The organism is Corynebacterium aurimucosum (assembly GCF_046895345.1).
Classification (GTDB): domain Bacteria; phylum Actinomycetota; class Actinomycetes; order Mycobacteriales; family Mycobacteriaceae; genus Corynebacterium; species Corynebacterium aurimucosum_G.
In genome coordinates, this window is the sequence record NZ_CP160096.1 from 1,712,072 (window position 1) to 1,737,314 (window position 25,243).

Consider the following 25,243-nt stretch of genomic DNA (forward strand, 5'->3'; position numbering starts at 1 on the left):
ACCACTTAGCGGAAGTCGCGCGAGCCGCGCGAGAGTGCCTCACCGAAGGCCAGCGGCTCAAGGCGGTCCGCGGCAATAGTGACCGCGCCGGAAGCGTTCTGCACGATGCCACGCACGATGAGCGCGGGTGCGGTGCGGGCGGTGACTTTATCCCGAGCCCATAGACCGGGCGTGACCATGACGTTCATCAACCCGGTCTCATCCTCCAGTCCAAAGAAGACCACACCACCCGCCGTCTGCGGACGCTGGCGGTGCGTGACCACCCCGGCGATGCGCACGCGGGTCCCATCCTCCACGCCGGGTAAATCCGCGGCACTCAGCATCCCGCGGGCCCGCAGCGCCCCGCGCGCCTGCTCCATGGGCTGCTGGTTGTGGGTCACGCCGGTGCTCGCCACGTCCGCCGCCATGAGCTCAAACGCGCTCATACCGGGAAGCGCGGGCGCCGCAATGGCCGACAGCCCCGGCAGCATCCCCTCCCGCTCCGTCGCTGCCACGCCGGCCTGCCACAAGGCCTGGCGGCGATCCACCCCAAAGACATCCAAGGCCCCCGCCACCGCGAGGGCCTCCAGGTGATCAACGGTGAGGTCGGCGCGTCGGGAGAGATCGGGGACGTCGGCAAACGGCGCGGCCGCCTCAATACGGTCGGCGGCCTTATCCCCCAAGCCTTTGATGAGGTTAAGCCCCAGGCGGATGCGAACCTCGCCGTCCTCTCCCACCACAGCGCGGGCCTCGCGGCCCGACTCGTTGACGCTGACCGGCAGCACCTCCACCCCATGGCGGCGGGCATCCTGAATGAGGGACTGCGGCGAGTAGAAACCCATCGGCTGCGCGCGCAACAAGCCCACGCAAAACTGCGCCGGGTAATAGCGCTTAAACCACGCCGAAAAGTACACCAAGGAGGCAAAAGACTGCGAGTGGGACTCCGGGAAGCCGTAAGCGGCGAAAGCCACTATCTTGGCCCACAGCTTGTCCGCGATTTCGCCGGTAATCCCGTTGGTCTCTTCAAGCCCCTCGTAGAAGCGCTGCTTGAGAGCTGCCATCCTTGCCGGCGAGCGCTTCGATCCCATCGCACGCCGCAGGTCATCCGCCTCCGCACCGCTGAACCCGGCAGCATCGACTGCAATCTGCATGAGCTGCTCCTGAAAAAGCGGAATTCCCAGCGTCTTGCCCAGGGACTTCTCTAGCACCGGATGGTCATAGGTCACCGGCTCCTTGCCATCGCGGCGGCGCAGGTAGGGGTGCACCGACCCGCCCTGGATAGGGCCCGGCCGGATGAGTGCGACCTCCACCACGAGGTCGAAGAAGACCCGCGGTTTGAACCGCGGCAACGTGCTCAGCTGCGCGCGCGATTCCACCTGGAACACCCCCACCGCATCCGCGCGACACAGCATGTCATAGACTTCCACGTCAGCCAGGTCCAGCTCCCATAAGTTGACCACCCGGCCGGTGCTCTCCTCCACCAAGTCCATCATGTGGTGCAGGGCTTCGAGCATGCCTAGGCCCAACAGGTCGAATTTCACCAGCCCAGCTGCGGCGCAATCGTCCTTATCCCACTGCAGAACCGAGCGATTTTCCATGCGCGCCCATTCCACGGGCACGACATCCGCAATCGGTCGATCACACAGCACCATGCCGCCGGAGTGAATACCCAGATGGCGCGGCTGCCCCAGAAACTGCTTGGCCAAGGTTTCAACCTCCGAAGGCGCGGGCGCCATGCCCTTCGACCAGGCATCGGCCGAGCCCTGTGGGTAGCCCAACGCGCGGGCAGCATCCCGCAGCGCGCCTTTGCGGCGATACGTAATCACGTTGGCCACCTGCGCCGCCCTCTCACGGCCGTGCTTGGCGTAGACGTACTGGATAACCTCCTCGCGCCGCCCGGATTCAATGTCAATGTCGATATCCGGCGGACCGTCACGATCCGGGGAGAGGAAGCGCTCAAAAAGTAGGCCCGCGGAAATCGGCTCCGCGTTCGTAATCCCCAACGCGAAACACACCGCCGAATTCGCCGCCGACCCGCGCCCCTGACACAGGATGTTTTCCCGTTTACAAAAATCCACCAGATCGCACACGATAAGGAAGTAGCCGGGAAATCCCAGCTGCTTCACCACACCCAGCTCATAGCGCATCTGCTCCCACGCCCTGCGCCGAACCTCCTCGGGGCGCGTGGCATAGCGCACTGCCGCGCGCTCGAAAGTGAGGTGCTCCAGCCAGGACATCTCGGTATGCCCTTCTGGTACGTCGAAGTCAGGCAGGTTCGGGGCCAGCGCCTCCCACGTGAAGCTGCATTCCTCGAGGACGCGGACGGTCTCCGCAATAAGCTCGGGGCGCTCAGGAAGCAGGCGCGCCATCTGTTCCCCAGAACGCAGCCAGGACGAGCCCATGGGGTGGGAGTTGGGGGAGGCGTCGGCAAGCGCGAGGCGTCTGGACAAGGCTTGTTTGGCCCCGGCCAACCGCGCGTGTTCCCGTGTGGCGGCAGCCGGGTGGGCGGAAGCGATGGCGCGCGGAACCGGCAAGGAATCCAGCAGTAGGTGGTGGTCCGCATCCTCTGGGAGCTGGGTACATGCGTACTCCAGAACCATGCTGTCTATTTTTATTCCATCGACCAGATGATCGAAATACTCCGACCACTCCCAGCCCACCAGGAAGAGGCACTCATCCTGCAGCAGCGCACCAATCTCCGGCAATGAAGGATAGGACACGACCCCCTTCTCCCCCGCCTCCATGTGGGCGCGGGCGATGAGCCGGGATAGACGCCGATAGCCCTCCGGGGTGCGCGCCAGAACGGTCAGCGGGGCCGGGTCGAGACTGAGCTCCGCACCAAAGACTGCAGGCAAACCAACTTTGGCGGCAGCCTCCGCAAATTTCATCAAACCATAGAATCCATCCCGATCTACCAGCGCAATCCCCCGCAAACCCAGTTCGGCGGCGCGCGCCACGAGCTCTTCTGGCTCAGAGGCGCCGCGCAGAAAGCTATAGGAACTTACCGCGTGTAGCTCCGCAAAAGGCACGGAAGAATGCTCTACCTTCGGCACGCCCCTGACCTGCGACAGATGATCCACCGAGACCGGGACAGGGCCCGGACGCCCCGAGAGAATCCTCTCCACCCGGGACCACGGCAGCGCCTTACCCCCATTGAATCTCATAGCCCCACACATTAGATTCGAACACAGGTTCCCGTCAAGGTTATCGTTGAACAATCTCCTGGATAGACAAAGCGGTTCAATCGTTGCTAGTTTTTCCTGCAGTGCAAACTCCTGCGGTGACACGACTTGCCGCACAAACCAAGAAGGGACACTAGGAACCCACCATGAGCATCCGTCGCGTACTTGCTGCCACCTCGGCAGCCGTCATCGCCGCAACCGGCCTGGTTGCTTGCTCCTCCGACTCCTCGGACTCCGCCGAGTCCAAGGATTCCGGCGAAGCCATCACCAAGGACTCCACCATCACCATCGGCACCACCGACGCCAACATGGAAGAGTGGGCCGTCTTCCAGGACCTGGCCAAGGAAGCTGGCTTCGACGTCAAGCTGGAGAATTTCTCCGATTACAACACTCCGAACCAGGCTCTGGACCAGGGCAAGCTGACAACGAACAAGTTCCAGCACCTGAAGTTCCTCGCTGAGTACAACAAGGGCAACGGCACCGACCTCGTCCCGCTGGCCGCCACCGAAATCTACCCGCTGGCCATCTACTGGAAGGACCACAAGGACCTCGCTGACATCGAGGGCCAGGAAGTCGCCATCCCGAATGACTCCACCAACCAGGGCCGCGCCATCGGCCTGCTGGTTCAGGAAGGCCTGGTCACCCTCAAGGAAGGCAGCCCGCTGACCCCCACCCCGCTGGACATCGATGAGGAGAAGTCCAAGGTCAAGGTCACCCCGGTGGACGCCGCCCAGACCCCGGCCGCGTACGGCGAGGGCAAGCCGGCAGTCATCAACAACTCCTTCCTCGAGCGCGCTGGCATTGACCCGCAGTCTGCCGTCGCTCAGGATGACCCGGACTCCACCGAGGCCGAGCCCTACATCAACGTCTGGGCCGTGCGCGCCGACGACGCCGATAACGAGACCCTCCACGAACTGGCCGAGCTGTGGAAGGACCAGAAGGTCACCGACGCCGTTCTGAAGTCCTCCGGCGACACCGCCGTGGCCGTCGACCGCTCCCAGGAGGAGCTCCAGGAGATCCTGGAGCGCCTCGAAGAGCAGGTCTAAGCACAATCCCACCACTGACTAACTAGTAAAGGACGAATCATGCGCATCCGCCGCCTCGTAGCAGCCGCCGCCGCTAGCTTGGTTGCCGCTACCAGCCTGGTCGCCTGCTCGTCTGCAAGCTCCGATTTCGCTGCCGGCACCGCCGAGGATCCCATCATCATCGGCACCACCGACGCCGAGCTTCCGGAGTGGGGCGTACTCAAAGAACTCGCTGCCAAGGAAGGCATCGAGATCGAGATGAAGAGCTTCACCGACTATGCCACCCCCAACCAGTCCCTGGCTGAGGGCAGCACGGATACCAACAAGTTCCAGCACCTGAAGTTCCTCGCTGAGTACAACGTGGGCAACGGCACGAACCTCGTTCCGGTGGCCTCCACGCAGGTCTACCCCATGCCGCTGTTCTGGAAGGGCCACGACAGCATCGACGGCATTGAGGGCCAAGACATCGCCATCCCCAACGACGCCACCAACCAGGGCCGCGCCATCAACCTGCTAGCTGCCAACGGTTTGCTGGTGCTCAAGGAAGAGGGCAAGCTCACCCCGGACCCCGCCGACATCGACGAGGCCGCATCCAAGGTGAGCATCACCCCGGTCGATGCTTCCCAGACCCCGTCCGCCTTCGGCGAAGGCAAGCCCGCCATCATCACCAACTCCTTCTTCAAGCGCGCGGGTATCAACCCGGCCGACGCCGTGCTTTACGACGACCCGGAGAACCCCAACGCCGACCCGAAGATCCTGTTCGACCCCTACGTCAACGTGTGGGCTGTGCAGGAAAAAGACAAAGACAATGAGAAGGTCAAGAAGCTGGCTGAACTCTACCTCTCTGATGAGGTGAAAGCCGCGGTACAAGACACCACAGGTGGCACCACCATCTTCGTGGATAAACCGCAGCCAGAGCTTCAGGAGATTCTGGAGCGCTTGGAAGAGGAAGCCTCCTCCAGCTAAGCGAATCTCCCTCCTCCCCCGCGCTCACGCTCGTTTGCGTGACCCGGGGGATTTTGCCCGTTACTCCCTGCTTATTCACCACACGGACACGTACAAAGGAAAACCACGTGACTGAACAACAAGGCGCCCACCGGGGCACCCGGATTGAATTCCGCAACATCACCAAAGTCTTTAAAAACAAGAAAACCACCACGAAAGCGCTTGATGATGTCTCTTTGACCGTCGAGCCCGGCGAGATCATCGGCATCATCGGCTTCTCCGGCGCGGGCAAGTCCACGCTGGTGCGCATGATCAACGGCCTGGATAAGCCGACCTCAGGGCAGCTGCTTCTCGACGGCACCGATGTCGTCCCCCTCCCCGAATCCAAGCTGCGCGGCATCCGCCGCAACATCGGCATGATCTTCCAGCAGTTCAACCTCATGTCCTCCCGCACCGCGGCGGGCAATATTGAGTACCCGCTGAAGCTGCAGGGCGTCGACAAGCAAGAGCGTAAACAGCGCGTACAGGAACTGCTGGAGTTCGTCGGCCTGGCGGACAAGGGCGATAACTACCCGGAGCAGCTCTCCGGTGGCCAGAAGCAGCGCGTCGGCATCGCCCGCGCACTGGCTAATAACCCTTCCCTGCTGCTGGCAGATGAAGCCACCTCGGCGCTCGACCCCACCACCACCCACGAGGTTCTTGACCTGCTGCGCAAAGTCAACCGCGACCTCGGCATCACCATCGTGGTCATCACTCACGAGATGGACGTCGTGCGCTCCATCGCCGACAAGGTGGCCGTCATGGAAAGCGGACGCGTTATCGAGGCCGGCAGCGTCTATGAGGTCTTTTCCAATCCGCAGACCAAGGTGGCGGAGAAGTTCGTGGCCACCTCGCTGCGCAACACCCCGGACGTCGTTGAGGCCGATGACCTGCTGGCCCACGAGGGCCGCCTGTTCACCATCAACTTGACGGAAAAGTCGGGCTTCTTCGACGCCGCCGGCAAGCTCGCGGACAAGGGCGTGTCCATCGCCGTGGTCCACGGCGGCATCACCACCTTGCAGAAGCATTCCTTTGGCAAGATCACCGTGCGCCTCAACGGCCCGGATGCGGCCATCGAAGATTTCTACGCACACATGCAACGCACCACCGATATTGAGGAGATCCAACGATGAACGTCACCTACCTCGCGCAGGCCAATTGGGATCGACTGGGCAGCACGCTTGTCGACGCCATCAAGGACACCCTCATCATGGTCGCCACCACCCTGGTGGTGGCCGGCATCATCGGTCTCGTGCTGGGCATCCTGCTCTACACCACACGCCCGGGCGGAATTCTGCAGAACAAGCCCATTCACTTCGTCATCAACATCCTGGTGAACTTTATTCGCCCGATTCCGTTCATTATCTTGCTGGCCTTTGTGCAGCCGCTGACGGTGGCGGTGCTGGGCAGCTCCATCGGCCGGGAGCCGGCCACGTTCGTCATGGTGATCGCGGCTACCTTCGCGGTGGCGCGCATCGTGGAGCAGAACCTCGTGGCGCTGGATCCGGGCGTGATTGAGGCGGCCCGCGCGATGGGTGCTTCGCCATGGAAGATCATCACAACGGTCATCATTCCGGAGGCGCTCGGCCCGCTGGTGCTGGGCTACACCTTCCTGTTCATCGGCATCGTCGATATGTCCGCGATGGCGGGCTATGTCGGCGGCGGTGGCTTGGGTGACTTCGCCATTGTCTACGGCTACCGCGCCTTCGAGTGGGAAGTCACCGTGGTGGCAACCCTCATCATCATCGTGCTGGTGCAGGCAGCGCAGTTCTTCGGCAACTGGCTCTCGGCCAAGATTATGCGCCGCTAGCCGCGTCGCGCGACGCGACGTGCGACGTAGATTCGAGAGGTCTTCGGTTTGTCCCCGCAGGAGGAGACGACGCCGGAGACCTCTTTTTCTTCGAGTTCTACGTCCCATGCGCGGCCGTCGCGGTGGCGTACAACCATGACGGCGTTGCCGTTCCTCGCGGCGGTGTTGTCCGCCGCGGTGTTGTCCGCCGCGTCGACGGTAAGGTCGCCGTAGTGGAGGGTCTCGGAGGCGTCGAGAAGCTGGCGCGCTACCGCAAGCTCCGCCACCTGACCTTGGGGAGTGTGAAGACCGGAACCTCTGTTGGCGGGGTAGAAATACTCGCCGTGCAAGGCCTTGCCCACGAGCTCGCGGCCGGCGTCTACGTTGAGGCGACCAAAGGAATAGCCCCAGGGCATCAACAGCACTGACGGCGCGAAACGGTGCCCCTTGGTGTGGGAGGTTTCCCACACGGTCTCCCCAAATTCGCACGCCAGGGAGGCGGCAAGCGGGCGGCCCTTGATTGCGCAGCAGGCATCGCGCTTGGCGTGGGTACACACGAGCACCAGGGGCAGGCAGGTGCCGGTGGGGTGCTCCAGATCCAGATCGAGGATGTCCTCCGGGCCGTTGAGGACGTAATCCTGTACCAACCCCTCGCGTGCCCACACGACGAAACAGCGGAAGTGCCCCATCCCCCGCTCATGCCCGGCGCGCCCGGGGCGGCGAATGAGTTGCAGGCCCGCCACGCCTTTGAGCTTGGCCTTGAGCTTCGCAGTCAAGCCGGGGCCAAAGGTACGTCCGTCAAGCACGTCGCGCGACCACGCCGTGGGCCACTCAAAGAGGACGTACACAGATTCTTGTTTTGCGGTACCGGCCAGGGGCTCGACCTGGACGTCGGAGCAGAAGGTCATGGCGCCATCTTAACTGGCATCACTTTCTTCACAACAATGTGGTTACGATGCCTAGCTCGATGCATATAATTCCCCGTAGTGCCACTACGCTCGAAACCATGCCGAAACATAACCTCTTGCGCACAGCCGCCCCAGTGGCCGCACTCGTTGTCTCGGGTGCGCTCGCGCTTCAGGGATGCGCTCCGTCTTCCTCCCCGGACGGCAGCCCCGACGGCCCCACGAAGACTCTCGACGCCACCCTGTCCGGCGCCTCCACCTCCACGGCTACCGTTACTCCCACTGCCCCCTCCCCCGCCGCACCGGCTGGGCTGACCCCGCTGGGCGACGCCAACATGGAGATGAAAACCCTCCGCCCACCGGCCCCCTCGGAGCTGGTGGTGACTGATGTCCGCGTGGGCAAGCACGAAGGTTTTGACCGCGTGGTCTTCGAGTTTGTCGGGAACGGTTCACCGGGCTGGTTCATTGATTACACCGATGCCCCCGCCCAGCAGGGCTCCGGCAACCCAATTGCCTACAAAGGTTCCACCGCGCTCGACGTCAGCATCGACGGCACCGCTTACCCCTTCCAGCTCGACATGGAAGACCCGAATATCGGTACCGTGAAGGGCGCCGGCGGGCTGGTGACCCAGGTGGTCAGCGGCGGCACCTTCGAGGCCCGCTCGCAGTTCGTTATCGGGCTTGATGGGCGCCACCCATACTCGGTTCAGGTGCTCAAGGCACCGACGCGCCTGGTTATCGACATCCTGAACTAAACAGTTCAGGCATAGGTTGCCTCCACCGACCAGCGCCCGCCTGCCCACACGAGGAGCCAGGCGCGCTGGCCTTTCTCGTTTTCCCCGACGACTTGCAGACGCGCGCAGCGCTGCGCCACACCTGCTTCCCACCACTCAGAGTCCACGGGCCACGGGCCAGCCCAACCGGTCACCCGGTAGCGGTGGCGCCCCCATCCCAGACCCGCCGGCTCCCCGGAGAGGAGGGCCTCGGCGGTGACGATGATGTCCTTCGATGAGACGTCGATAAGCCGAATCCGCGCGGCTGGGTGCGCCAGGCTCGCCGGGAGCGGCGCCGGGATGCGCCCCGGCCACGTGCCCTCCGGCTGCGGGTCACGCTGTTCGCCGTAGGGGACGTACTCGATGCGCTCGGCCACCCCACGCCCCGCCGCCGGGCGGGGCTGCAACACGCGGTCCACTCCCAGCTGGGATTGCACCCGCGAGATAACGCGCTTGGCCTGCTCCGCGGATTCGCCCGCACCCCACAGGAGCCCATCCCCCGGCGGGGTAACCTCCACTGGTTCCAACGCCAGCTTGACGATGCCCCCTCCCTCACCCGGCGCACTCCCCGCCCGCGCAGCACTCAGCCAACCATCGAGCTGCCAGCGCATGCGGTCCGCTGTAGCGGCCTCGCTGAGCGCTTCCTGGGTACGCCAGATCCGCTCCAGGCGCTCGCCGCCCTCAAATTCCGCAGCAACGCGCAAGCGCAGGCACACCACGCCGGCTTCCTCGAGTAGCACGTGCAGGCGCGCCGCGAGCTGACGCGCGGCAAAGGCCGCAGCATCCACGCGCGCCAAGGGTTCTTCGAAGCCCTGCTCCACGCCCAGGTCGGGGCGCGCAAGCTCCGGTGCCACGCGCCTATCCGGTGCGGCCGCAGCCACCGCGTGGCACCGCCGCCCAGCTTCGCCAAAACGGGTGGTGACTTGGCGCAACGGCAGGCTCGTCAGCTCCCCTAGCGTGCGCACGCCCAGCTGCTCCAAGGAATGAACCACGTCCGCCGAACACCCCAGCGCCACCTCCGCGGCCAATACCCCCACCGGCTGCTGAGCCAGAAAGTCGCGCGAGCCTCCCTGCGGGACCACCGCGCCTAGATTGTGATGACGCGCGGCAATGAGTGCGGTGGCAATCTCATCGGCGACGCCGACGGTGGCGTCGAGGTGGGATCTGGCGGTGGCGTCGACAAGCATCTCCACCGCCTTCGCCTCGCTGCCGTGGAAACGCCCGGCCGCGCCCGCGTCCACGATGACCAGCCCAGGGCGCAGCACCTCCACCGACGACGCCACCGCGTCCAGCCCCGCGGCAATCTCCGCGAACACCACCCCGTCTCGGTCCGGGTTGGCCTCCTCCACGCGCAGCTCCGGTAGGAGAGCTTGGGCTTGGCGCACCCGCATCCCGCGGCGTACCCCCGCCCGGCGCGCCGCCGCGTTGCACACAACGACGCGGTGCTGGGACACGATGGCGCACGCCTCCCTGCTATCTTCCTGCAGCGCCTGGATGGGCCAATCCGGGAACCACAGCGCCGCGACCCTCACACCGCCTCCAGGTGAGGACGTGTATCCGGCCGCTGCCCGCACGTGAGCACTCCACGCCGCGGGCGCATGCTTGCCGACGCCACCCGCACCCCTATATCAACCCCCCGAATCCGCCCGCTGCCCCGGCCCACGCCATGCACTGCGATAACTTCCGCGCCGATCTCCACAGCTGTGCCCGGCAGCCGGGTTCCCACGGTAAGCAGGGCCGCCTGCCCAGCCCGCAGTTTTGCCAGCACGGGGCGCGCCCGGGTGGGGCTCAGCGCGCCTGCACCCTTGTGCACGACTAGATCCAGCCCCTCGCACAGCACGCCGGTCACCGCCCAGGGCTCCGCGCCTGGATCGGGCACCGTGATAACCCGGGAGACATCACCCTCCTCGGCCACTTGTGCGAGTAAGAGATCGGGCCAGCCCACCACCCCGACATGTCCGCCCGCCGCGCTAACATGGGATATCAGCTCCACCACGAGCGCAGCACATTCCGCGCAGGCGGTTGCCTGTTTGCGGGGCAGACCACCGCCCGGGAGCAGCTCCGATAGCTTTTCGGGGACTCCGAGGAGCTCCGCCTCCGGCTGTACCTGCGCAGAATCATCCGGGGTTTCCAAGCGTTGAATCTGGGCGCGTAGAACCGCAATCTGGTCAGCTCGGGAGCCACCCGCTACACGAACACCTGTTTGATTCATGGCTCCTATTATGAACCTCTCCCCGGACGCGCGCAATTACGCTGGTAGCGTTAGGCGCCATGAATCCCCTCCGCGCGCACACCACCCCTATCCCCACCCCGCTGTGGGTGCGACTCGGCGGATCCGCCTTGGCCGGCGCCGCCGTGGCGGCAGGTAGCAGCCGCATCCATTTCGGCCTCGCGCTAGGGCTCAGCCTGTTCTTCCTTCTCGCCGCCTGCGCGCTCGTATTCCTGCACCCCTACCGTGCTGACCTGCGCGATTATGCCCAGCGCCACAACGTCACCATGCTGCCCAACGCCGCACAGCTCATCCCGCTTATGGCGCTGTGGCTGATGGTCATGTTCTCCCCGCTCCTCGCGCTGCCTGCCTGGGGCAGCGCGCTAGTGTGGGTGCTCGTTTCAGGCGCGGCCTTCCTGCTCTTCCCCCACGTTGACGGCTCCCGCAAGCTCGCCTACGCGCCCCCTGCCTAACCCCAACCGCCTAAACCCGACCGTCTAAGCCCGACCGCCTATGCCGGACTAACTGTGTGAGCGGCGACCACCTCCACCGGCCTCCGATCCTGGTTTGCGCGGGGTTGTCTGCGCCAGCGCCTTTGCCAACCCGCCTAGCCCGGAACCGGGGCTACCTCGGCCAGACCTTCCCCAAGCCCGCTGCGTGCGGTCCTCCTAAGCTAGGTCATGCGAAGTGGCCCAGCGCGTGAGCTGATGGCGGTTGGATTGCTGGGTCTTGCGCAAAATATTGGAGGCGTGCGTTTCCACCGTCTTCACCGAAATGAACAACTGCTTGCCAATCTCACGGTACGTATAGCCGCGCGCAAGCAGCCTCAAGACCTCCAGCTCGCGCCGCGTGAGCGCATCCACCGCCGGGTCCTGCCCCTCCTCCGGCTCCGGCGCGGGCGAACCGGAGGCAAAAGCATCAAGGACAAAGCCCGCCAGGCGCGGCGAAAAGTATGCGTCCCCGCTATGCACCTGCACCACCGCCTCGGCCAGGTCCGGGCCGGAAATATTCTTCGTCACGTAGCCGCGCGCGCCCGCCCGAATCAGCGCAATCACATCCTCCGCCGCATCCGACACGCTCAGCGCCAAAAACACCGGCCGCGCCGGCTGATTAGCCGTCGCGTTAATAACGGCGAGGCCGCCGCCGTCGGGCATGTGGACATCAAGAAGCACCACGTCCGGGGAGGTACGCGCAATGCCCTCCAGTGCCTCCGAAACGGTCCCAGCATCGCCCACGATCTCAATCTCCGAGGACGCCGCCAGCTCCGCGCGCACGCCCGCACGGAAGACGGAGTGATCATCAACCAAAAAGACCTTCACCATGCTCATAACGCTACCGCGAGCTCCACCTCGGTGCCCTCCCCCGGGGTCGAGGCAATCCGCACGCGCCCACCAGATCCCTCTACGCGCGCGCGAATACTGTCACGAATCCCGTGCCTATCAGCGGGAATATCCTCCACGTCGAAACCCACCCCGCGGTCGCGCACGAAGATACTCAGCTCGCCCGCCAACAACTCCGCGTAGACGTCCACCACGTCCACGCCCGCGTGCTTGCCGGCATTCACCATCGCCTCACGCGCGGCCTGAATAAGCAGCTTCGCGGACTCCGTCAACTCCGTGTCCTCACCCACCGTCACTGCGGATACCCGCATGTCAAAGAGATCCTCCACCTCCCCGCACGCTGCTTCGAGCGCACCAAAACAGGTGGTGGGGGCGGCGGAGGGGGCGTCGAAAAGCCAGGCGCGCAGCTCGCGTTCTTGGGCGCGCGCCAAACGCGTCACCTCACGCGAATCCCCCGCCCGCTTCTGAATCAGCGCCAGCGTCTGCAGCACCGAATCGTGCAGGCGGGCGGCAATCTCGGCGCGCTCCTCTGAGACCGCCTTGGCCGCCTGCTCCTGCGATAGCGAACGCCAGAGCTTCAACACCAGCGGCACCACCAGCGCACCGAAGCCCACAAGTGTGAGCGCCGTGGCCAGGATCGCCGAACCCGATCCGCTCTCCCACGTCACCGCCGCCACCACGACGCCACCGATGACCAGGACAGCACCGGCCGCCACAGCAACCAGGCCCACCGGGGTATTCAGGCCACGGTCATAGGCCAACCACGCCAGCACCGCGCCGATGGCCACCACCGCCAATGGCACCGCCACGCTTAGCGACGCCCCCGAAACCCCCAACACCCCCACCGCACTACCCGCCAGCGCCAGGAACACCAGCACGAGGGAGAGGGGGCTGCGGCGGGTGGAGGGGGCGTCGTCAAGCGCGGGCGTGAAAATCCACAGCCCGGCATAGGCCATCGCCCCCACCCCACCCAGCAGGGTCAACGCGGTCAAGGCGATGCGCACGGAGAGCGCCGAAACCCCCAGATTCTGCGCCAGCCCCGCCGCCACGCCGGCGACCACGCGGCCAGATTGGGGGCGCGACATCACGGGATAAGGCGCCGCGTTTTCTGCAGGCACATAGGGCGAAGTCATACTAGACATAGTCCCACGCACCACCCCTCGGGCACATCAGGGACAACCCTGAGGTCGAAAAATCAGGGCGATTACCGATACCGCCGCGAGGCCCCACGCGGCACCATAAAAGCATGACGAAGAACAGCACACTCAACCAGATGTGGACGACCCGCCCCGTCCGCCTTCCTAAGAAACAGGGCGGTGACGCGCACATCGCTGGTGTCTGCGAAGGCATCGCGGTGCGCTACCAGCTTGACCCCACGATCGTCCGCGTGGCCTTCGTGGTCGCAGCACTCGCCTTCGGCGGCGGCATCGCCGCCTACCTCGCCGCGTGGGCACTCATGCCGCGCTTCGGTTCGCCCTACTGCCCGCTCGATGCGGCCCTGGGCAAAGATGGCGTCAAGGAGGAACAAGAGCTCGGCTGGGTGCTGATTATCGGCGTCCTTCTTACGTTTAGCTCCGGCCCGCTGTTCCTCAGCGGACAATTCCTCGCCGGCCTTCCGCCCGCTACGCTGACCTTCGGCCTGTTGGCGCTGGCGTGGTACGCCCTTCACCAACGCGAACCACTACCGCCCAGCGGGCTGTTGGCCACCGAACAGCCGGTGCGCGAGGAACCTGTCAACCTCAACCCTTATACCCCGGCAGACGGCCATCCTTTCCCGCCGGGGCGCAGGACCCCGCCGTCCTGGGATCCGCTCGGCGTGGTGCCCGATGCCTGGGACCTGCCGGAGCCGGGCCCGCGGGAAGAACCGACAAAGAAGCGCGGTTCGCAGTGGGTCGAGGGCGCGATTGCGCTAGGTGCCGTCGGCGTTGCTCTGACGATTGCCTTCCTTGGAGTCACCTTCGTCTCCGAGGCCGACGAAGAATCCGGCTTCAGCGCCCGTTTCAATGTCGGGTCTCAGCACATCGCGCCCACCCATGAAGATGAGCTCCAGGAATACTATGACTTAGGTATTGGCACCTCTACGGTGGACTTGAGCCAGATCGAAGACCTCAAGAAGACGCACGATGTCACCATCGACGTCGGCATCGGCAGCGTCGAAATCATCCTCCCGAAGGACGTCCCTGTATCACTCACGTGTGACAGCGGCTTAGGAGAAAGCAACTGCACCAACCGCCATGACGATGATGCGCTGCTAGATATCCGCATCGACCAAGGCATCGGCGAGCTCACCGTCACCGGCTAAACTGGCCCACCATGATTCACTTCGGCAATGATTACCACCGCTCCGCCCACCCCCTCGTCCTTGATGCCATCGCGGGGGCGAGCGGGGCTTATGCCGGCTATGGTGCCGACGAGCTGTGTGCCACGGCCGCTGAGCGCATCCGCACTGCCTGCCAAGCACCGAACGCCGAGGTGCATTTCATGGTCGGTGGCACGCAGGCCAATGCCACCGTCATTGCCCACCGGCTGCGCCCCTGGGAGGGTGTTATCGCGGCGGATAGCGGGCACATCGCTACCCATGAGACGGGCGCCATCGAGCACACCGGGCACAAGGTCATCACGCTGCCAAATCAGCTGGGAAAAATCACCGCCGCGCAGGTGCGTGCCTGCCTGGATGAGTACCACGCCTCCGGGGTGGAAGAGCACATGCCGGAGCCCGCACTGGTCTACATCACGCAGCCCACCGAGTTCGGCACCGCCTACTCCCGCGCGGAGCTCGTGGCCCTGCGCGAGGTCTGCGATGAGTACGAGTTGGGCCTGTTTGTCGACGGCGCCCGCCTCGGCTACGGCCTGTCCGCTGCGGATATCACCCTGCCGGACCTGGCCGCGCTTGTCGACGTCTTCACCATCGGCGGCACCAAATGCGGCGCCCTCTTCGGCGAAGCCATCGTCTTCCCCGCGGATGCGCCGCGCTTTCGCAATGCGATGAAGCAAAACGGCGGCCTGCTGGCCAAGGGCTGGTTGCTCGGCGCGCAATTCGCCGCCCTCTTCAGCGCCCCCACTCCTGAATCCGCCGATGCGGTCGCCGGCACGGCTGCAACGACCCTCTACGAGCAGATCTGCGCCCGCGCCAATGCCCAGGCCCAGCGCATCGCCGAGGCCTTCCACGCCGCAGGCATCGACATGCTCTTTGACTCCCCCACCAACCAGCAATTCGCGCTACTTACCCGCGAGCAAGAAGAAAAGCTCTCGCAGGACTTCGTGTGCCAGTTCTTCGAAGAACACGAAGGCCTGCGGGTGGTGCGTTTTTGTACGGCGTGGTCGACGGAAGAGGGGGACGTCGATAAGCTCTGCGCTGCGATTTCTGTGCTCAAGTAGCGAGGTTCCCCGGCCTGGTTTAGGCTGTGGGCTATGCAACTGGGGGGTTACATTCAAGCACTAGCGCGCGGGCTCGACGTGGTCGAGCAATGCGCCGGTGTCACGCGCGCGCAGCTGGTTGAGATGGGTGCGCGGCCAGATTTCGCGGAGAAGCTCCTGGGGCTGCACGCGCTGTACTTCGGGGACACGATGTTCCGCTCCCGGCAGCGCAAGGCCCGCCGCACGGGCCACGACGTGTTCACTCTCCTCGATATTGAGCGCTATTGTTCCAAGCTCAAGGCCCGCAAGGCGTGGGAACTGCGCCAACTGCTGGCCGCTACCCCGCGGGAGAAAATCCCCATGGTGGCGAAGGCAAAACTCAAAGAGTGGCGCCCGCCCAAGGACCCCGCCCCAGGCGTGCGGGTGACACGGCGCGCGGGCCGCAACCACACGCTGAGCATTACGGATTCCTCGCTCAATATTTCCAAGCTGCTGGCCGTGCTCAAGACCACCGACAAGGACTTGCTCACCGCGGCGCATACCGTGTTCCGCGGCGGGGGTGGCTCCGGTCAGAAGCTGCAGTCCAACGTCATCGTGCGCTTGGATGAGCTGGACCGCATCGTCGATGGTGATGGCGAGGAGATCGAACTACAGCTGACGAATGGGGCGACGATGACGGGCGCGGAGTTCGTGCGCGAAAAGCTTGCCGACGTCGGCCTCATCACCCTCGTCCATCCCCATCGCGGCCCCGTGAACCTGTACATGGCGAGCCGCTTTGCCAACGTAAAGCAGCGCCTCGCGTTGTCGGCGGAGCATCCGACGTGCGCGTGGCCGGGATGCAATGCGCCTGCCGAGGACTCGCAGATTCATCACCTCACCCGCTTCCAAGATGGCGGGCCGACGAATATGTCCAACTTGGTGCCGCTGTGTGCCTACCACAACGCGGTCAATGACGATGATCCGGAAAAGCCCACCGGCCGCGGGCACCTCGACCGCATCGATGGCCGCGTGCACTACCTGCCGCCGTGGGCCGGCCCGCCGATTCCTATCGAAAGCCCGGCCCACCCGCCGCGCTCCGCTCCGGGGCGAGCACCAGGCACTGCTCGCGCATCCTCAGATCCGCCAACATCCGGCCCGCCATACGGCTCTGGACCCGGGGCGCCGCCGAATAACTCCGGCGAACCTCCGGACCCGCCGCCGAGTTGATGACTTCAACTACTTCGCCCAAATCCCAAGGTCGAAATCCAACCGGTCGCCAGATCAACCGGATCGATGGGTCGTAGGACGCCGGCTCACCGGCCTGCGACGCCTTAGCAACAAACAGCCGCTCGCTGAGAATTTTCGCTCGGCGTGCGGATACTCGCGCGCGCGTTATAGAAGTATGCGTCCTAGCGCCGTGCGTACTAACACCGTCGATATAGCAACGGGCACACTAACAACGTGCAGACTGGCGACGAGCACGCTAACAGCATGCGTGTTAACCGTACGGTGCCGGCTGACGCCTGCGGCTGCGGTGGGTGCGCAGGAGCTTCTGCTCCATTCCGGGGAGCTGAGTACCGGGGACCGAAAAACGAGGAACGCGGCCGCGCCCTGTTATTTCAAGGCACGGCCGCGCTACGCAGCGTCTGGGAGTTTGCTTCGCTGCACGCTCTCTAGCACTGCGCTATCTCACTGAGATACTTCACTGCACTGCTACAGTGCGTGTCCCAGTGCCTTTCGGCTGCGCTTACTCCCACTCAATGGTTCCCGGCGGCTTCGACGTCACGTCGAGCACCACGCGGTTGACTTCCTTGACCTCGTTGGTGATGCGGGTGGAGATCTTCTCCAGCACGTCGTACGGCAGGCGGGTCCAGTCCGCGGTCATGGCGTCCTCGGAGGACACCGGGCGCAGGACGATCGGGTGGCCATAGGTGCGGCCGTCGCCCTGGACGCCGACGGAGCGGACGTCGGCAAGCAGCACCACCGGGCACTGCCAAATCTCGCCGTCCAGGCCAGCGTTGGTCAGCTCGGTACGCGCGATGAGATCCGCCTGGCGCAGCGTCTCGAGACGCTCCTCCGTGACCTCACCAATGATGCGAATACCCAGGCCCGGGCCCGGGAAGGGCTGGCGCGCCACGATTTCCTCCGGCAGGCCCAGCTCGCGGCCAACCGCGCGCACCTCATCCTTGAAGAGCAGGCGCAGCGGCTCGACGAGCTCAAACTCGACGTCGTCAGGAAGGCCACCCACGTTGTGGTGGGACTTAATGTTCGCGGTACCGTCACCGCCACCGGACTCCACCACGTCCGGATACAGCGTGCCCTGCACCAGGAAGGCGGCGTCCTGGCCGTCCAGCGCCTGGTCGACGGCACGCTCGAAGGAGCGGATGAACTCCGCACCGATAGCCTTACGCTTGGCCTCCGGCTCGGTCACGCCGGCCAGCTTGGAAAGGAAAGCCTCGCGCTCATCAGCGGTGATGAGCTTGGCGCCAGTCGACGCCACGAAGTCCTTCTCCACCTGCTCACGCTCACCCGCGCGCAGCAGGCCGTGATCGACGAAGACGCAGGTCAAACGGTCACCGATTGCACGCTGCACCAGCGCTGCTGCCACGGCGGAATCCACGCCGCCGGACAGGCCGCAGATCGCGCGGCCTTCCTCGCCGATCTGCTCACGCACATCGTTAATGAGCTGCTCCGCAATGTTCTCTGCGGTCCAGTTCTGCTCCAAACCTGCGACCTCAGTCAGGAAGCGCGTGAGCACTTCTTGGCCGTGCGGCGAGTGGAGAACTTCCGGGTGGTACTGCACGCCGGCCATCTTCTTGGACAGGCACTCGAAGGCGGCCACGGGAGCGCCCTCGGAAGAGGCGGTGACCTCAAAGCCCTCCGGGGCCTCAGAGACCGAATCGCCGTGCGACATCCACACCTTGTGGGTGTCCTCCAGGCCCTTGTGCAGCACGCCGCCGGACACGGTCATGTCCGTGCGGCCGTACTCGCGGGCACCAGTGGAGGCCACGGTACCGCCCAAGGCTTGGGTCATGGACTGGAAGCCGTAGCAGATACCAAAGACCGGGATGCCGAGTTCGAGCAGCTCCGGCTTCAGTGCAGGGGCGCCGTCCGCGTATACGGAGGACGGGCCACCGGAGAGGATCAGCGCGGCCGGGTTCTTGGCCTTGATGTCCTCCACGGAGGCGGAATTGGGGACAACCTCGGAGTAGATGTTGGCCTCACGCACGCGCCGGGCGATGAGCTGCGCGTACTGGGCGCCAAAGTCCACCACGAGGACAGGACGCGGGGTTGTATTTGGGTTAGTCACGGTCATCAGTTTAACGCAAGAACCCGCTCCCTAGACCGCAGGGAGTGGCCCAAAATCTTTAGCGGTGGCAGCCGCCTTGCCTAGCGCCTCCCGGAACGCCCGCAGAGCGGGGTGCCCCTCGCGCCCGGCGCGCACCGCGGTATACAGCGTACGAGTGGGATTACCAGGCAAGGGAACTACGCGCACGCCCTCAATCTCGTCGAGGAAAAGGTCCGGGGTTTCATACGCTGGGGTTAAAACCATGCCGGCGGCACAGCCTGTGAACGAAACGCCCCAGTAAAACTCCTCCGGGTCCATGGCAAAAGGGATTTCGTCATCGAACGCCGCAAAATCTTCGAGGCGCAGCGTGCTCCAGGGGCCGGTGAGCGGGGTGATGAGGCGTAGGGGGTCGTCGAGAAGCAGCTCCCGGCGCGGCAGCAGCTCCATCGAGCCATCAGCTTCGCGCTGAACAATCTGCACGCGTAGGTCCGGAAATTCGCGCGCCAACTCCGTGAGCGCCCGCGGCACCAGCGAGGACATGATGGTCTGAAATGTCGTGTAGGAGGCGAGGATTTCTCCTTGTTCCGTCAAACGCACTCGCCGGCCGACCTTTTCATAGAGCGCCACACCGACGTCCTTCTCGCACTGTGCCAGCTGCTGGGAAACGGAGACCCCCTCGACCTGCGAGGGGGCTTCTTCTTGCTGTGCGCGGGTGCGTGGTTTTCTGCAAGGTGGCACTGCGCCCACGCCGTCAGAAAACACCGGCTCGCAAGCCACGCAACAGCAAAATAAGTGATGCTCGGCGCAGCGCTCCAACGGGCAGCTGCGCCTGACGGGGGCTAGCGGACGGCCAGCCCGACCTTCTGGAAGGACTTCAGGTCCGTGTAGCCGCACTTGGCCATGGCACGCTTGAGTCCACCGACCAGGTTGAGCTCACCCAGCGGCTCGTTGGACGGACCGTGAAGCACGACCTCCAAGGAAGGCGCACCCGCTGAGGCGTCCTCGGCGGCGCCAGAAGCTGCGTTGCCAGAAGCGGCGGCGTCAAAAGCATCGGCGCCAAAAGTGCCGGTGCCCAGGAGGGAATCGGCCACGCCAATCGGCTCAATGAGGCCGCGCGGGAAACGCGGGTGGCCGGCCGTGGACGGCCAGTACCAGCCCTTGCCGCCGGCCTCCGCCGCGCGGGCTAAGACCGGGCCTAGAACGACACCATCGGCGCCACAGGCAATGGCCTTGGCGATGTCTGCGGAGGTGAAGATGTCGCCGTCGGCAAGCACGTGCACGTAGCGGCCCCCGGTCTCGTCCAGGTAGTCGCGACGTGCGGCCGCAACATCCGCGATGGTCGTCGCCATGGGAATATCAATGCCCACGGTCTCCGGGTTGGTGTTCACACCGGATCCGACGATGATTCCCGCAGCGCCCGCGCGCATGAGGTGCAGAGCCGTGGTGTAATCCGCCACGCCGCCAGCCACCACCGGGGTATCCAGTGAACCGATGAATTCCTTGAGGTTGAGCGGCTCGCCGCCAGTCTGCACGTGCTCGGCGGAAATCAAAGTGCCGTGGATGAACAGCAACTCCGCGCCGGCCTTAATAACCACGGGCGCCAGCTCGCGAGCATGCTGCGGGGAGACGCGCACGGCCACGGTCACGCCGGAATCGCGCACCTGCGCGATGCGCTCGGCCAACAGCTCCTCGTTCAGGGGTGCTGCGTGCAGCTCCTGCAGCGTGGACAGGTCACCGAAGTTTTCCGTAACGCGAGCAATCGCACCCTCCAGATCCTCGTGGCGGCCCCACAGGCCTTCGGCGTTAATAACACCTAGGCCGCCCTGCTTGCCCATCTCGATGACAAATTCAGGCGTGGCAAGCGCGTCAGTCGGCGCGGAGACGAACGGGACCTCAAAAGTGTAGGCATCGATGTGCCATGAGGTGTCCACGTCCTTGGAGGAACGGGTGCGGCGAGTCGGCACCAGGGAAATCTGGTTCAAGTCATAGGTGCGGCGGGCCTCGCGGCCGACGCCGATTTCTACGTAATCGCGCATTCTTAGTCCTTAGCGGTAGTTCGGAGCTTCGACGATCTGCTGAAGGTGGTGCGGGTGAGACTCCTTGAGGCCCGCAGCGGTGATCTGGACAAACTGCTTGGTCTTGAGCTCGGCCAGGTTAGCGGAGCCGGTGTAGCCCATCGAGGCGCGCAGGCCGCCCACAATCTGGTGAACGATGGCATCGATATCACCGCGGAAAGGCACGCGTCCCTCCACACCTTCTGGCACCAGCTTGTCCTCACTCTTGACGTCGGCCTGGAAGTAGCGGTCCTTGGAGTAGGAGCGCTTCTCCCCTGACAGGCCGCGGCCCTGCATAGCACCCATGGAGCCCATGCCGCGGTAGCGCTTGTACTGCTTGCCTTGGACCACGACGATGTCACCCGGTGCCTCCGTGGTACCAGCCAGCATGGAGCCCAGCATGACGGTATCGGCGCCGGCCGCCAGGGCCTTCGCGACGTCACCGGAGTACTGCATACCTCCGTCACCAATAACCGGCACACCCGCCGGGCCGGCCACGGCGGCGGCTTCCATGATGGCGGTGATCTGCGGGGCACCTACGCCCGCCACGACGCGCGTGGTGCAAATGGAGCCCGGGCCGATACCGACCTTGATGGCGTCGGCGCCGGCCTCAATCATGTCGCGTGCAGCAGCACGGGTGGCCAAGTTGCCACCGATGACGTCAATGCGGTCACCAAAGTCCTTCTGCACACGGGAGACCATCTCCAGCACGCGGTTGTTGTGGGCGTGGGCGGAGTCGACGACGAGGACGTCTACGCCGGCGTCGACAAGCTGGCCTGCGCGCTGGTAGGACTCCTCACCGGTACCGATGCCCGCCGCCACGAGCAAGCGCCCGGAAGCATCCTTGGAGGCGTTGGGGAATTGCTCGGTCTTGACAAAGTCCTTGACGGTAATGAGGCCGACGAGCTTGTTCTCACCGTTGACGATGGGCAGCTTCTCCACCTTGTTGGCGGACAGTAGCTCCAGCGCTTCTTCCTTGCTGACGCCTTCCTTGGCCACGACTAGCGGCATCGGGGTCATGATCTCGGAAACCTTGCGGGAGAAATCCGGCTCGAAGCGCATGTCACGGTTGGTGCAGATGCCCACGAGGGTGCCTTGCTTATCGACGACCGGCAGGCCCGAAATCCGGAACCGCGCGCACAGCGTGTCGACTTCGTCGATAGTCATGTCCGGGGTGGCCGTGACCGGGTCGGTGACCATGCCGGATTCGGAACGTTTGACGATCTCTACTTGCTGAGCCTGCTCCTCTGCGGAAAGGTTGCGGTGCAGAACGCCGATGCCGCCCTGGCGCGCCATGCCGATGGCCATGCGGGCCTCGGTCACCGTATCCATCGCGGCGGAAGCCAGAGGCACGCCGAGGCGAATGTTGCGGGTGAACTGCGCCGAGGTATCCACCTCGGAGGGAACGACGTTGGATTCTGCGGGAAGCAGCAGAACATCATCAAAAGTAAGGCCGTAGAGTGCAATCTTGTCGGGGTTGTCTCCGCCGGTGTGGACGTGGCTCATGAGGGTGGGGCTCTCCTAAACTGACCAGATAGTTGTATGCGGTAGCCCTCACTGTAGTGCGTGGACGCCCCGTAGTGGTAGCCGTGGGTATAGAAAAAGTCTCTATAGGGAATTGCCTTGCGCGCACGGAGTCAATAGGCTCGCAGGCGTGAACTTTTTCGCCAACATGCCCCGCGATCCTTTCGCGGACGACCCGAACGACCCAGCTTCCTTCCTCGAGGAGGATGAGCACGTCGAGCCGCTGTCTGAGGAGGACCGTCTCGCCGTCATTCATGATCTGGCCATGGTCCAAGAGTTTGCGCGTGTTTTGAGCCCGCGCGGCATCGACGGCATCTTCTTTTTCTGCGAGGACTGCGAAGAAAACCACTTCTACGAGTGGGACATTATGGCCTCCAACATGCAGGCTACGCTGGCAGGCCAGCTCGCCCCCGTGCACGAGCCGGGTGCCGAGCCGGATCCGATGCGCTATGTTCCGTGGGATTATGCGGTGGGCTACCTCGACGGTATGGATTCGCGCTACTAACGCGGCTGAAGTACCGCGCATCTCAACGACAAGAACCTCTTTCCTCCTGGTGTGGGAGGAAAGAGGTTCTTTGTGGTTTTATTTCTGGAACTGCGGCGGCGGGAGCTGGCCGTTATCCCCAGCGCCATCCGAGTTGTCATTCTGCGGTGGCGTCGCCTGCTCTCCACCACCCGGCTGACTTGGCTCCGGCTGGTTCTGCGTCGGCGGCTCCAGTGGGTTGCCTGCCGATACCGTACGGGTCACCACGACGGTAGAGACCGCAGTCTCGGTCTGCGTGACGGTCTCCGGCTCCGGTGGCTTCTGTTCCTCTACCGGGGCGGGCTTCTCCACCGTCTGTGTCTGCGTCACCGTGGTGCGGGGCTGTTGTTTCGTCGTACTCGGGGACTCCGCCTCGCGTTCCCGCTTGGCCTGATCCACCATCTTCCGGGCTTCTTCAAGCAGCTGACGGGTGCCGTCCATATCGCCCTCAGCGGAACGCCTCTCCATTTCATCGAGTGTTCCGGCAAGCTCAACCACAGACACATTGTGCTCGTCTGCGCCGAAGAGCGACTGGTTCACGCCATACAGCGGGGAACCCGGTCCAGCGTTGACCACCACAGCTCCGGTACCTGCAATGAGCAACGTAGCTGCGGCCGCACCAATGAGGCCGTGCATGAATGGCTTGCTCCGACGGCGACGTGCCGCGCCGAGGGAAATAACCTCCGGCTCCTCCTCCGCGCCTTCGATGAGAGGGGCCGGGGGCATCTGCTTCTCGACGTCCCCGCGCAGCTCCAGCAGAAGACCCGCCAACTCATCACCGCCATCGGAGGGATCCGTTCCTTCGGAGAGAGTGGTGAGGAATGCATCATCATCGACCAAAGGCTGCAGCTGCTCAGCGACACCCTGCTGAGGCTGGTCCTTTTTTGCCATGATGTCCTCCCTTCCTTATTAGAAAAATTTTAAATTTGTCGGTGCCAAGTACCGATGGCTCACTGCTAGCTCTGGGGCTAGCCCAACTACTGGTTCACGCTGCTGGTTCACGGCGTCTCGTGCGAATCGAGGGATTTGCGCAATTGCGCAAGTGCACGATGTTGCGCCACGCGGACTGCGCCAGGGGTCGACTCCACAATTTCCGCGGTCTCCTCTGCCGACAGCCCCACGAACACACGCAAGATGATAATGTCCCGGGCCTTGTCACTTAACGTATCGAGCATTGCCCGCACTCTGTTACTACCGTCTACTTCAAGGGCTGATTCTTCGGGGGTAGCGTCCTGAGCAGCGTCTTCCGGAAGGTCTTCCGTCGGGTGTGTGTGGTCGCGACTGAGGGCGCGGTGAGCGTCAGTCACCTTGTGGGCAGCGATGCCATACACATAGGCCATAAACGGGCGGCCCTTGTCCTTGTACGTGCCAATCGACGTCGCCACCGCCAAGCAGATCTCTTGTGCCACATCCTCCGCCGTGGGCTGGCGGTGGCCGCCAATGCGTGCGCGGCAATAGCGCAGGACCTGCGGGTGAATGATGCGCATGATGCGCTGCAGGGCACGGCGGCTACCGTCGACGGCTAGCGGAACGAGATCCGCTAGTTCCTTATCGCTGTCGCGCTTCGCCGCTGTGGAGGAGCCGCCTGCGCCTGTAGCATGTGTAGCCACTGCCATCCTTGCTCTTCTGCTTTGTGCTCTTCTGCCTAAAGTCTTTTCTTAATGAATGCGTTTAATTCATTACTACATATTCTGCATGAACATCATGTCATAACCTTTTGGCGAAACCCGAAACGACGGGTCCATTCCCCAGCCTTTGAGCTGCGATGAAAAAGTTCATTCATCGTTCATCTTAACCTTAAATGCAGGTCACACCGGGTAAAAGTATGGCTTTTCGGCTAGTTACACCTGCATGTCAGCAATGCTTAACACTCCGTTTACCAAGGGAAGACACACTTCGATCTCGTCTTACTTCGCCCTAGCTCTCACGGGACTATCACCCCGCGTTGGGTCGCGCTTACAGCACGCCCTGTGCTCGGGCACTCTATCTTTGACGAATAAGGAGAATCGAACGTGTCTCAGCCTTTCCTGCTCCCCGGGCCCAATACGGACTTTTGGGATTGGCAGCTACACGGCGCATGCCGTGGGGAAAACTCTGACGTGTTCTACCACCCAGACGGCGAGCGCGGTCGTGCCCGCGCCCAGCGCGAGAACCGCGCCAAGGCCATTTGCCACACCTGCCCGGTCATCGAGATGTGCCGCGAACACGCCCTCGCATCCGGCGAGCCCTATGGCGTATGGGGCGGCATGAGCGAATCCGAGCGCGTCGTTGCCTTGCGCTCGCGCCGCACCCACGCGACCGTCGGCGCCTAGTCCGCTCCTTCTTCCTCCC

Annotated in this window: 23 protein-coding genes; 11 read left to right on the plus strand and 12 right to left on the minus strand. The window is 64.1% G+C overall.

Going from position 1 to position 25,243, the window contains the following annotated elements; all coding sequences use genetic code 11:
* Nucleotides 1-5 precede the first annotated feature (5 nt).
* The gene (locus ABZS45_RS08105; protein ID WP_412099388.1) at nucleotides 6-3,143 is read right to left on the minus strand and encodes an error-prone DNA polymerase; all 3,138 of its coding nucleotides are present in this window, start codon (nucleotides 3,141-3,143) and stop codon (nucleotides 6-8) included.
* A gap of 164 nt (nucleotides 3,144-3,307) precedes the next feature.
* Between ABZS45_RS08105 and ABZS45_RS08110 the strand changes: the two genes are divergently transcribed.
* The 4 genes from ABZS45_RS08110 (at nucleotide 3,308) to ABZS45_RS08125 (ending at nucleotide 6,980) form a co-directional block, all read left to right on the plus strand.
* Nucleotides 3,308-4,207 (plus strand): MetQ/NlpA family ABC transporter substrate-binding protein, encoded by a 900-nt coding sequence (locus tag ABZS45_RS08110; RefSeq protein WP_412099389.1) that lies wholly within the window; start codon nucleotides 3,308-3,310, stop codon nucleotides 4,205-4,207.
* Between the two features lie 39 nt (nucleotides 4,208-4,246).
* Complete coding sequence (locus tag ABZS45_RS08115; protein WP_412099390.1) at nucleotides 4,247-5,152, plus strand: MetQ/NlpA family ABC transporter substrate-binding protein; 906 nt, start codon at nucleotides 4,247-4,249, stop codon at nucleotides 5,150-5,152.
* 107 nt (nucleotides 5,153-5,259) lie between these two features.
* Entirely contained in the window at nucleotides 5,260-6,303 is a 1,044-nt protein-coding gene (locus ABZS45_RS08120) for a methionine ABC transporter ATP-binding protein (RefSeq protein ID WP_412099392.1), read from the plus strand.
* Nucleotides 6,300-6,980 carry a methionine ABC transporter permease gene (locus ABZS45_RS08125; RefSeq protein ID WP_143334286.1) on the plus strand — a complete coding sequence of 227 codons (681 nt, stop codon included), beginning with the start codon at nucleotides 6,300-6,302 and terminating at the stop codon, nucleotides 6,978-6,980. The genes ABZS45_RS08120 and ABZS45_RS08125 overlap by 4 nt, the downstream gene beginning before the upstream one ends.
* On the opposite strand, the gene ABZS45_RS08130 is transcribed toward ABZS45_RS08125, so the two are convergent.
* Nucleotides 6,977-7,867, minus strand: a complete 891-nt coding sequence (locus ABZS45_RS08130) for a sucrase ferredoxin (protein ID WP_412099393.1) — start codon at nucleotides 7,865-7,867, stop codon at nucleotides 6,977-6,979. The two genes, ABZS45_RS08125 and ABZS45_RS08130, sit on opposite strands and share 4 nt — an antisense overlap.
* 98 nt (nucleotides 7,868-7,965) lie before the next feature.
* Here ABZS45_RS08130 and ABZS45_RS08135 point away from each other — a divergent pair, with 98 nt between their 5' ends.
* Nucleotides 7,966-8,619 carry a hypothetical protein gene (locus ABZS45_RS08135; RefSeq protein ID WP_412099394.1) on the plus strand — a complete coding sequence of 218 codons (654 nt, stop codon included), beginning with the start codon at nucleotides 7,966-7,968 and terminating at the stop codon, nucleotides 8,617-8,619.
* 5 nt (nucleotides 8,620-8,624) lie between these two features.
* Here ABZS45_RS08135 and ABZS45_RS08140 read toward each other — a convergent pair whose 3' ends face one another.
* Both ABZS45_RS08140 and ABZS45_RS08145 read right to left on the minus strand, forming a co-directional pair.
* On the minus strand, nucleotides 8,625-10,169 hold the full coding sequence (locus ABZS45_RS08140) for a Y-family DNA polymerase (RefSeq protein WP_412099395.1): 1,545 nt from the start codon (nucleotides 10,167-10,169) through the stop codon (nucleotides 8,625-8,627).
* Complete coding sequence (locus ABZS45_RS08145; protein ID WP_412099397.1) at nucleotides 10,166-10,849, minus strand: hypothetical protein; 684 nt, start codon at nucleotides 10,847-10,849, stop codon at nucleotides 10,166-10,168. The genes ABZS45_RS08140 and ABZS45_RS08145 overlap by 4 nt, the downstream gene beginning before the upstream one ends.
* Nucleotides 10,850-10,908: 59 nt before the next feature.
* Between ABZS45_RS08145 and ABZS45_RS08150 the strand changes: the two genes are divergently transcribed.
* Nucleotides 10,909-11,319, plus strand: coding sequence for a hypothetical protein (locus tag ABZS45_RS08150; protein ID WP_412099398.1), 411 nt, complete (start codon nucleotides 10,909-10,911; stop codon nucleotides 11,317-11,319).
* Nucleotides 11,320-11,514: 195 nt separating this feature from the next.
* On the opposite strand, the gene ABZS45_RS08155 is transcribed toward ABZS45_RS08150, so the two are convergent.
* Together ABZS45_RS08155 and ABZS45_RS08160 are read right to left on the minus strand one after the other, a co-directional pair.
* Nucleotides 11,515-12,168, minus strand: coding sequence for a response regulator (locus tag ABZS45_RS08155; protein ID WP_412099399.1), 654 nt, complete (start codon nucleotides 12,166-12,168; stop codon nucleotides 11,515-11,517).
* 2 nt (nucleotides 12,169-12,170) lie between these two features.
* The gene (locus ABZS45_RS08160; protein ID WP_412099400.1) at nucleotides 12,171-13,319 is read right to left on the minus strand and encodes a PspC domain-containing protein; all 1,149 of its coding nucleotides are present in this window, start codon (nucleotides 13,317-13,319) and stop codon (nucleotides 12,171-12,173) included.
* A gap of 113 nt (nucleotides 13,320-13,432) precedes the next feature.
* On the opposite strand from ABZS45_RS08160, the gene ABZS45_RS08165 reads away from it, so the two are divergent.
* Genes ABZS45_RS08165 through ABZS45_RS08175 form a run of 3 tightly spaced genes read left to right on the plus strand, consistent with a single transcriptional unit; the run spans nucleotide 13,433 to nucleotide 16,749 of the window.
* On the plus strand, nucleotides 13,433-14,488 hold the full coding sequence (locus tag ABZS45_RS08165) for a PspC domain-containing protein (protein ID WP_412099401.1): 1,056 nt from the start codon (nucleotides 13,433-13,435) through the stop codon (nucleotides 14,486-14,488).
* Nucleotides 14,489-14,499: 11 nt separating this feature from the next.
* Nucleotides 14,500-15,564: a threonine aldolase family protein gene (locus tag ABZS45_RS08170; protein WP_412099402.1), complete on the plus strand. Its 1,065-nt coding sequence runs from the start codon at nucleotides 14,500-14,502 to the stop codon at nucleotides 15,562-15,564.
* A gap of 33 nt (nucleotides 15,565-15,597) precedes the next feature.
* Nucleotides 15,598-16,749 (plus strand): HNH endonuclease, encoded by a 1,152-nt coding sequence (locus ABZS45_RS08175; protein ID WP_412099403.1) that lies wholly within the window; start codon nucleotides 15,598-15,600, stop codon nucleotides 16,747-16,749.
* A gap of 520 nt (nucleotides 16,750-17,269) precedes the next feature.
* On the opposite strand, the gene guaA is transcribed toward ABZS45_RS08175, so the two are convergent.
* From guaA to guaB, 4 genes are all read right to left on the minus strand, one after another.
* The gene (gene guaA, locus ABZS45_RS08180; protein WP_269948407.1) at nucleotides 17,270-18,838 is read right to left on the minus strand and encodes a glutamine-hydrolyzing GMP synthase; all 1,569 of its coding nucleotides are present in this window, start codon (nucleotides 18,836-18,838) and stop codon (nucleotides 17,270-17,272) included.
* A gap of 24 nt (nucleotides 18,839-18,862) precedes the next feature.
* Nucleotides 18,863-19,549 carry a LysR family transcriptional regulator gene (locus ABZS45_RS08185; RefSeq protein ID WP_412099406.1) on the minus strand — a complete coding sequence of 229 codons (687 nt, stop codon included), beginning with the start codon at nucleotides 19,547-19,549 and terminating at the stop codon, nucleotides 18,863-18,865.
* Between the two features lie 101 nt (nucleotides 19,550-19,650).
* Nucleotides 19,651-20,847, minus strand: a complete 1,197-nt coding sequence (locus tag ABZS45_RS08190; protein WP_412099407.1) for a GuaB3 family IMP dehydrogenase-related protein — start codon at nucleotides 20,845-20,847, stop codon at nucleotides 19,651-19,653.
* Between the two features lie 9 nt (nucleotides 20,848-20,856).
* Nucleotides 20,857-22,371, minus strand: a complete 1,515-nt coding sequence (gene guaB / locus ABZS45_RS08195; protein ID WP_412099408.1) for an IMP dehydrogenase — start codon at nucleotides 22,369-22,371, stop codon at nucleotides 20,857-20,859.
* Nucleotides 22,372-22,519: 148 nt separating this feature from the next.
* On the opposite strand from guaB, the gene ABZS45_RS08200 reads away from it, so the two are divergent.
* Nucleotides 22,520-22,894: a DUF5319 domain-containing protein gene (locus ABZS45_RS08200; RefSeq protein ID WP_010189463.1), complete on the plus strand. Its 375-nt coding sequence runs from the start codon at nucleotides 22,520-22,522 to the stop codon at nucleotides 22,892-22,894.
* A gap of 78 nt (nucleotides 22,895-22,972) precedes the next feature.
* On the opposite strand, the gene ABZS45_RS08205 is transcribed toward ABZS45_RS08200, so the two are convergent.
* Nucleotides 22,973-23,803 carry a hypothetical protein gene (locus ABZS45_RS08205; RefSeq protein WP_412099409.1) on the minus strand — a complete coding sequence of 277 codons (831 nt, stop codon included), beginning with the start codon at nucleotides 23,801-23,803 and terminating at the stop codon, nucleotides 22,973-22,975.
* Between the two features lie 107 nt (nucleotides 23,804-23,910).
* Nucleotides 23,911-24,528 (minus strand): sigma-70 family RNA polymerase sigma factor, encoded by a 618-nt coding sequence (locus tag ABZS45_RS08210; protein WP_412099410.1) that lies wholly within the window; start codon nucleotides 24,526-24,528, stop codon nucleotides 23,911-23,913.
* Nucleotides 24,529-24,924: 396 nt separating this feature from the next.
* On the opposite strand from ABZS45_RS08210, the gene ABZS45_RS08215 reads away from it, so the two are divergent.
* Nucleotides 24,925-25,224, plus strand: coding sequence for a WhiB family transcriptional regulator (locus ABZS45_RS08215; RefSeq protein ID WP_010189466.1), 300 nt, complete (start codon nucleotides 24,925-24,927; stop codon nucleotides 25,222-25,224).
* Nucleotides 25,225-25,243: the final 19 nt, after the last annotated feature.

Excerpts from the sequence above, each read along its gene's own strand:
- ABZS45_RS08105 (WP_412099388.1), bottom strand. The coding sequence starts at position 3,143 with ATGAGATTCAATGGGGGTAAGGCGCTGCCGTGGTCCCGGGTGGAGAGG.
- ABZS45_RS08110 (WP_412099389.1), top strand. The coding sequence starts at position 3,308 with ATGAGCATCCGTCGCGTACTTGCTGCCACCTCGGCAGCCGTCATCGCC.
- ABZS45_RS08115 (WP_412099390.1), top strand. The coding sequence starts at position 4,247 with ATGCGCATCCGCCGCCTCGTAGCAGCCGCCGCCGCTAGCTTGGTTGCC.
- ABZS45_RS08125 (WP_143334286.1), top strand. The coding sequence starts at position 6,300 with ATGAACGTCACCTACCTCGCGCAGGCCAATTGGGATCGACTGGGCAGC.
- ABZS45_RS08130 (WP_412099393.1), bottom strand. The coding sequence starts at position 7,867 with ATGACCTTCTGCTCCGACGTCCAGGTCGAGCCCCTGGCCGGTACCGCA.
- ABZS45_RS08135 (WP_412099394.1), top strand. The coding sequence starts at position 7,966 with ATGCCGAAACATAACCTCTTGCGCACAGCCGCCCCAGTGGCCGCACTC.
- ABZS45_RS08145 (WP_412099397.1), bottom strand. The coding sequence starts at position 10,849 with ATGAATCAAACAGGTGTTCGTGTAGCGGGTGGCTCCCGAGCTGACCAG.
- ABZS45_RS08150 (WP_412099398.1), top strand. The coding sequence starts at position 10,909 with ATGAATCCCCTCCGCGCGCACACCACCCCTATCCCCACCCCGCTGTGG.
- ABZS45_RS08155 (WP_412099399.1), bottom strand. The coding sequence starts at position 12,168 with ATGGTGAAGGTCTTTTTGGTTGATGATCACTCCGTCTTCCGTGCGGGC.
- ABZS45_RS08160 (WP_412099400.1), bottom strand. The coding sequence starts at position 13,319 with ATGACTTCGCCCTATGTGCCTGCAGAAAACGCGGCGCCTTATCCCGTG.
- ABZS45_RS08165 (WP_412099401.1), top strand. The coding sequence starts at position 13,433 with ATGACGAAGAACAGCACACTCAACCAGATGTGGACGACCCGCCCCGTC.
- ABZS45_RS08170 (WP_412099402.1), top strand. The coding sequence starts at position 14,500 with ATGATTCACTTCGGCAATGATTACCACCGCTCCGCCCACCCCCTCGTC.
- ABZS45_RS08175 (WP_412099403.1), top strand. The coding sequence starts at position 15,598 with ATGCAACTGGGGGGTTACATTCAAGCACTAGCGCGCGGGCTCGACGTG.
- guaA (WP_269948407.1), bottom strand. The coding sequence starts at position 18,838 with ATGACCGTGACTAACCCAAATACAACCCCGCGTCCTGTCCTCGTGGTG.
- ABZS45_RS08190 (WP_412099407.1), bottom strand. The coding sequence starts at position 20,847 with ATGCGCGATTACGTAGAAATCGGCGTCGGCCGCGAGGCCCGCCGCACC.
- guaB (WP_412099408.1), bottom strand. The coding sequence starts at position 22,371 with ATGAGCCACGTCCACACCGGCGGAGACAACCCCGACAAGATTGCACTC.
- ABZS45_RS08205 (WP_412099409.1), bottom strand. The coding sequence starts at position 23,803 with ATGGCAAAAAAGGACCAGCCTCAGCAGGGTGTCGCTGAGCAGCTGCAG.
- ABZS45_RS08210 (WP_412099410.1), bottom strand. The coding sequence starts at position 24,528 with ATGGCAGTGGCTACACATGCTACAGGCGCAGGCGGCTCCTCCACAGCG.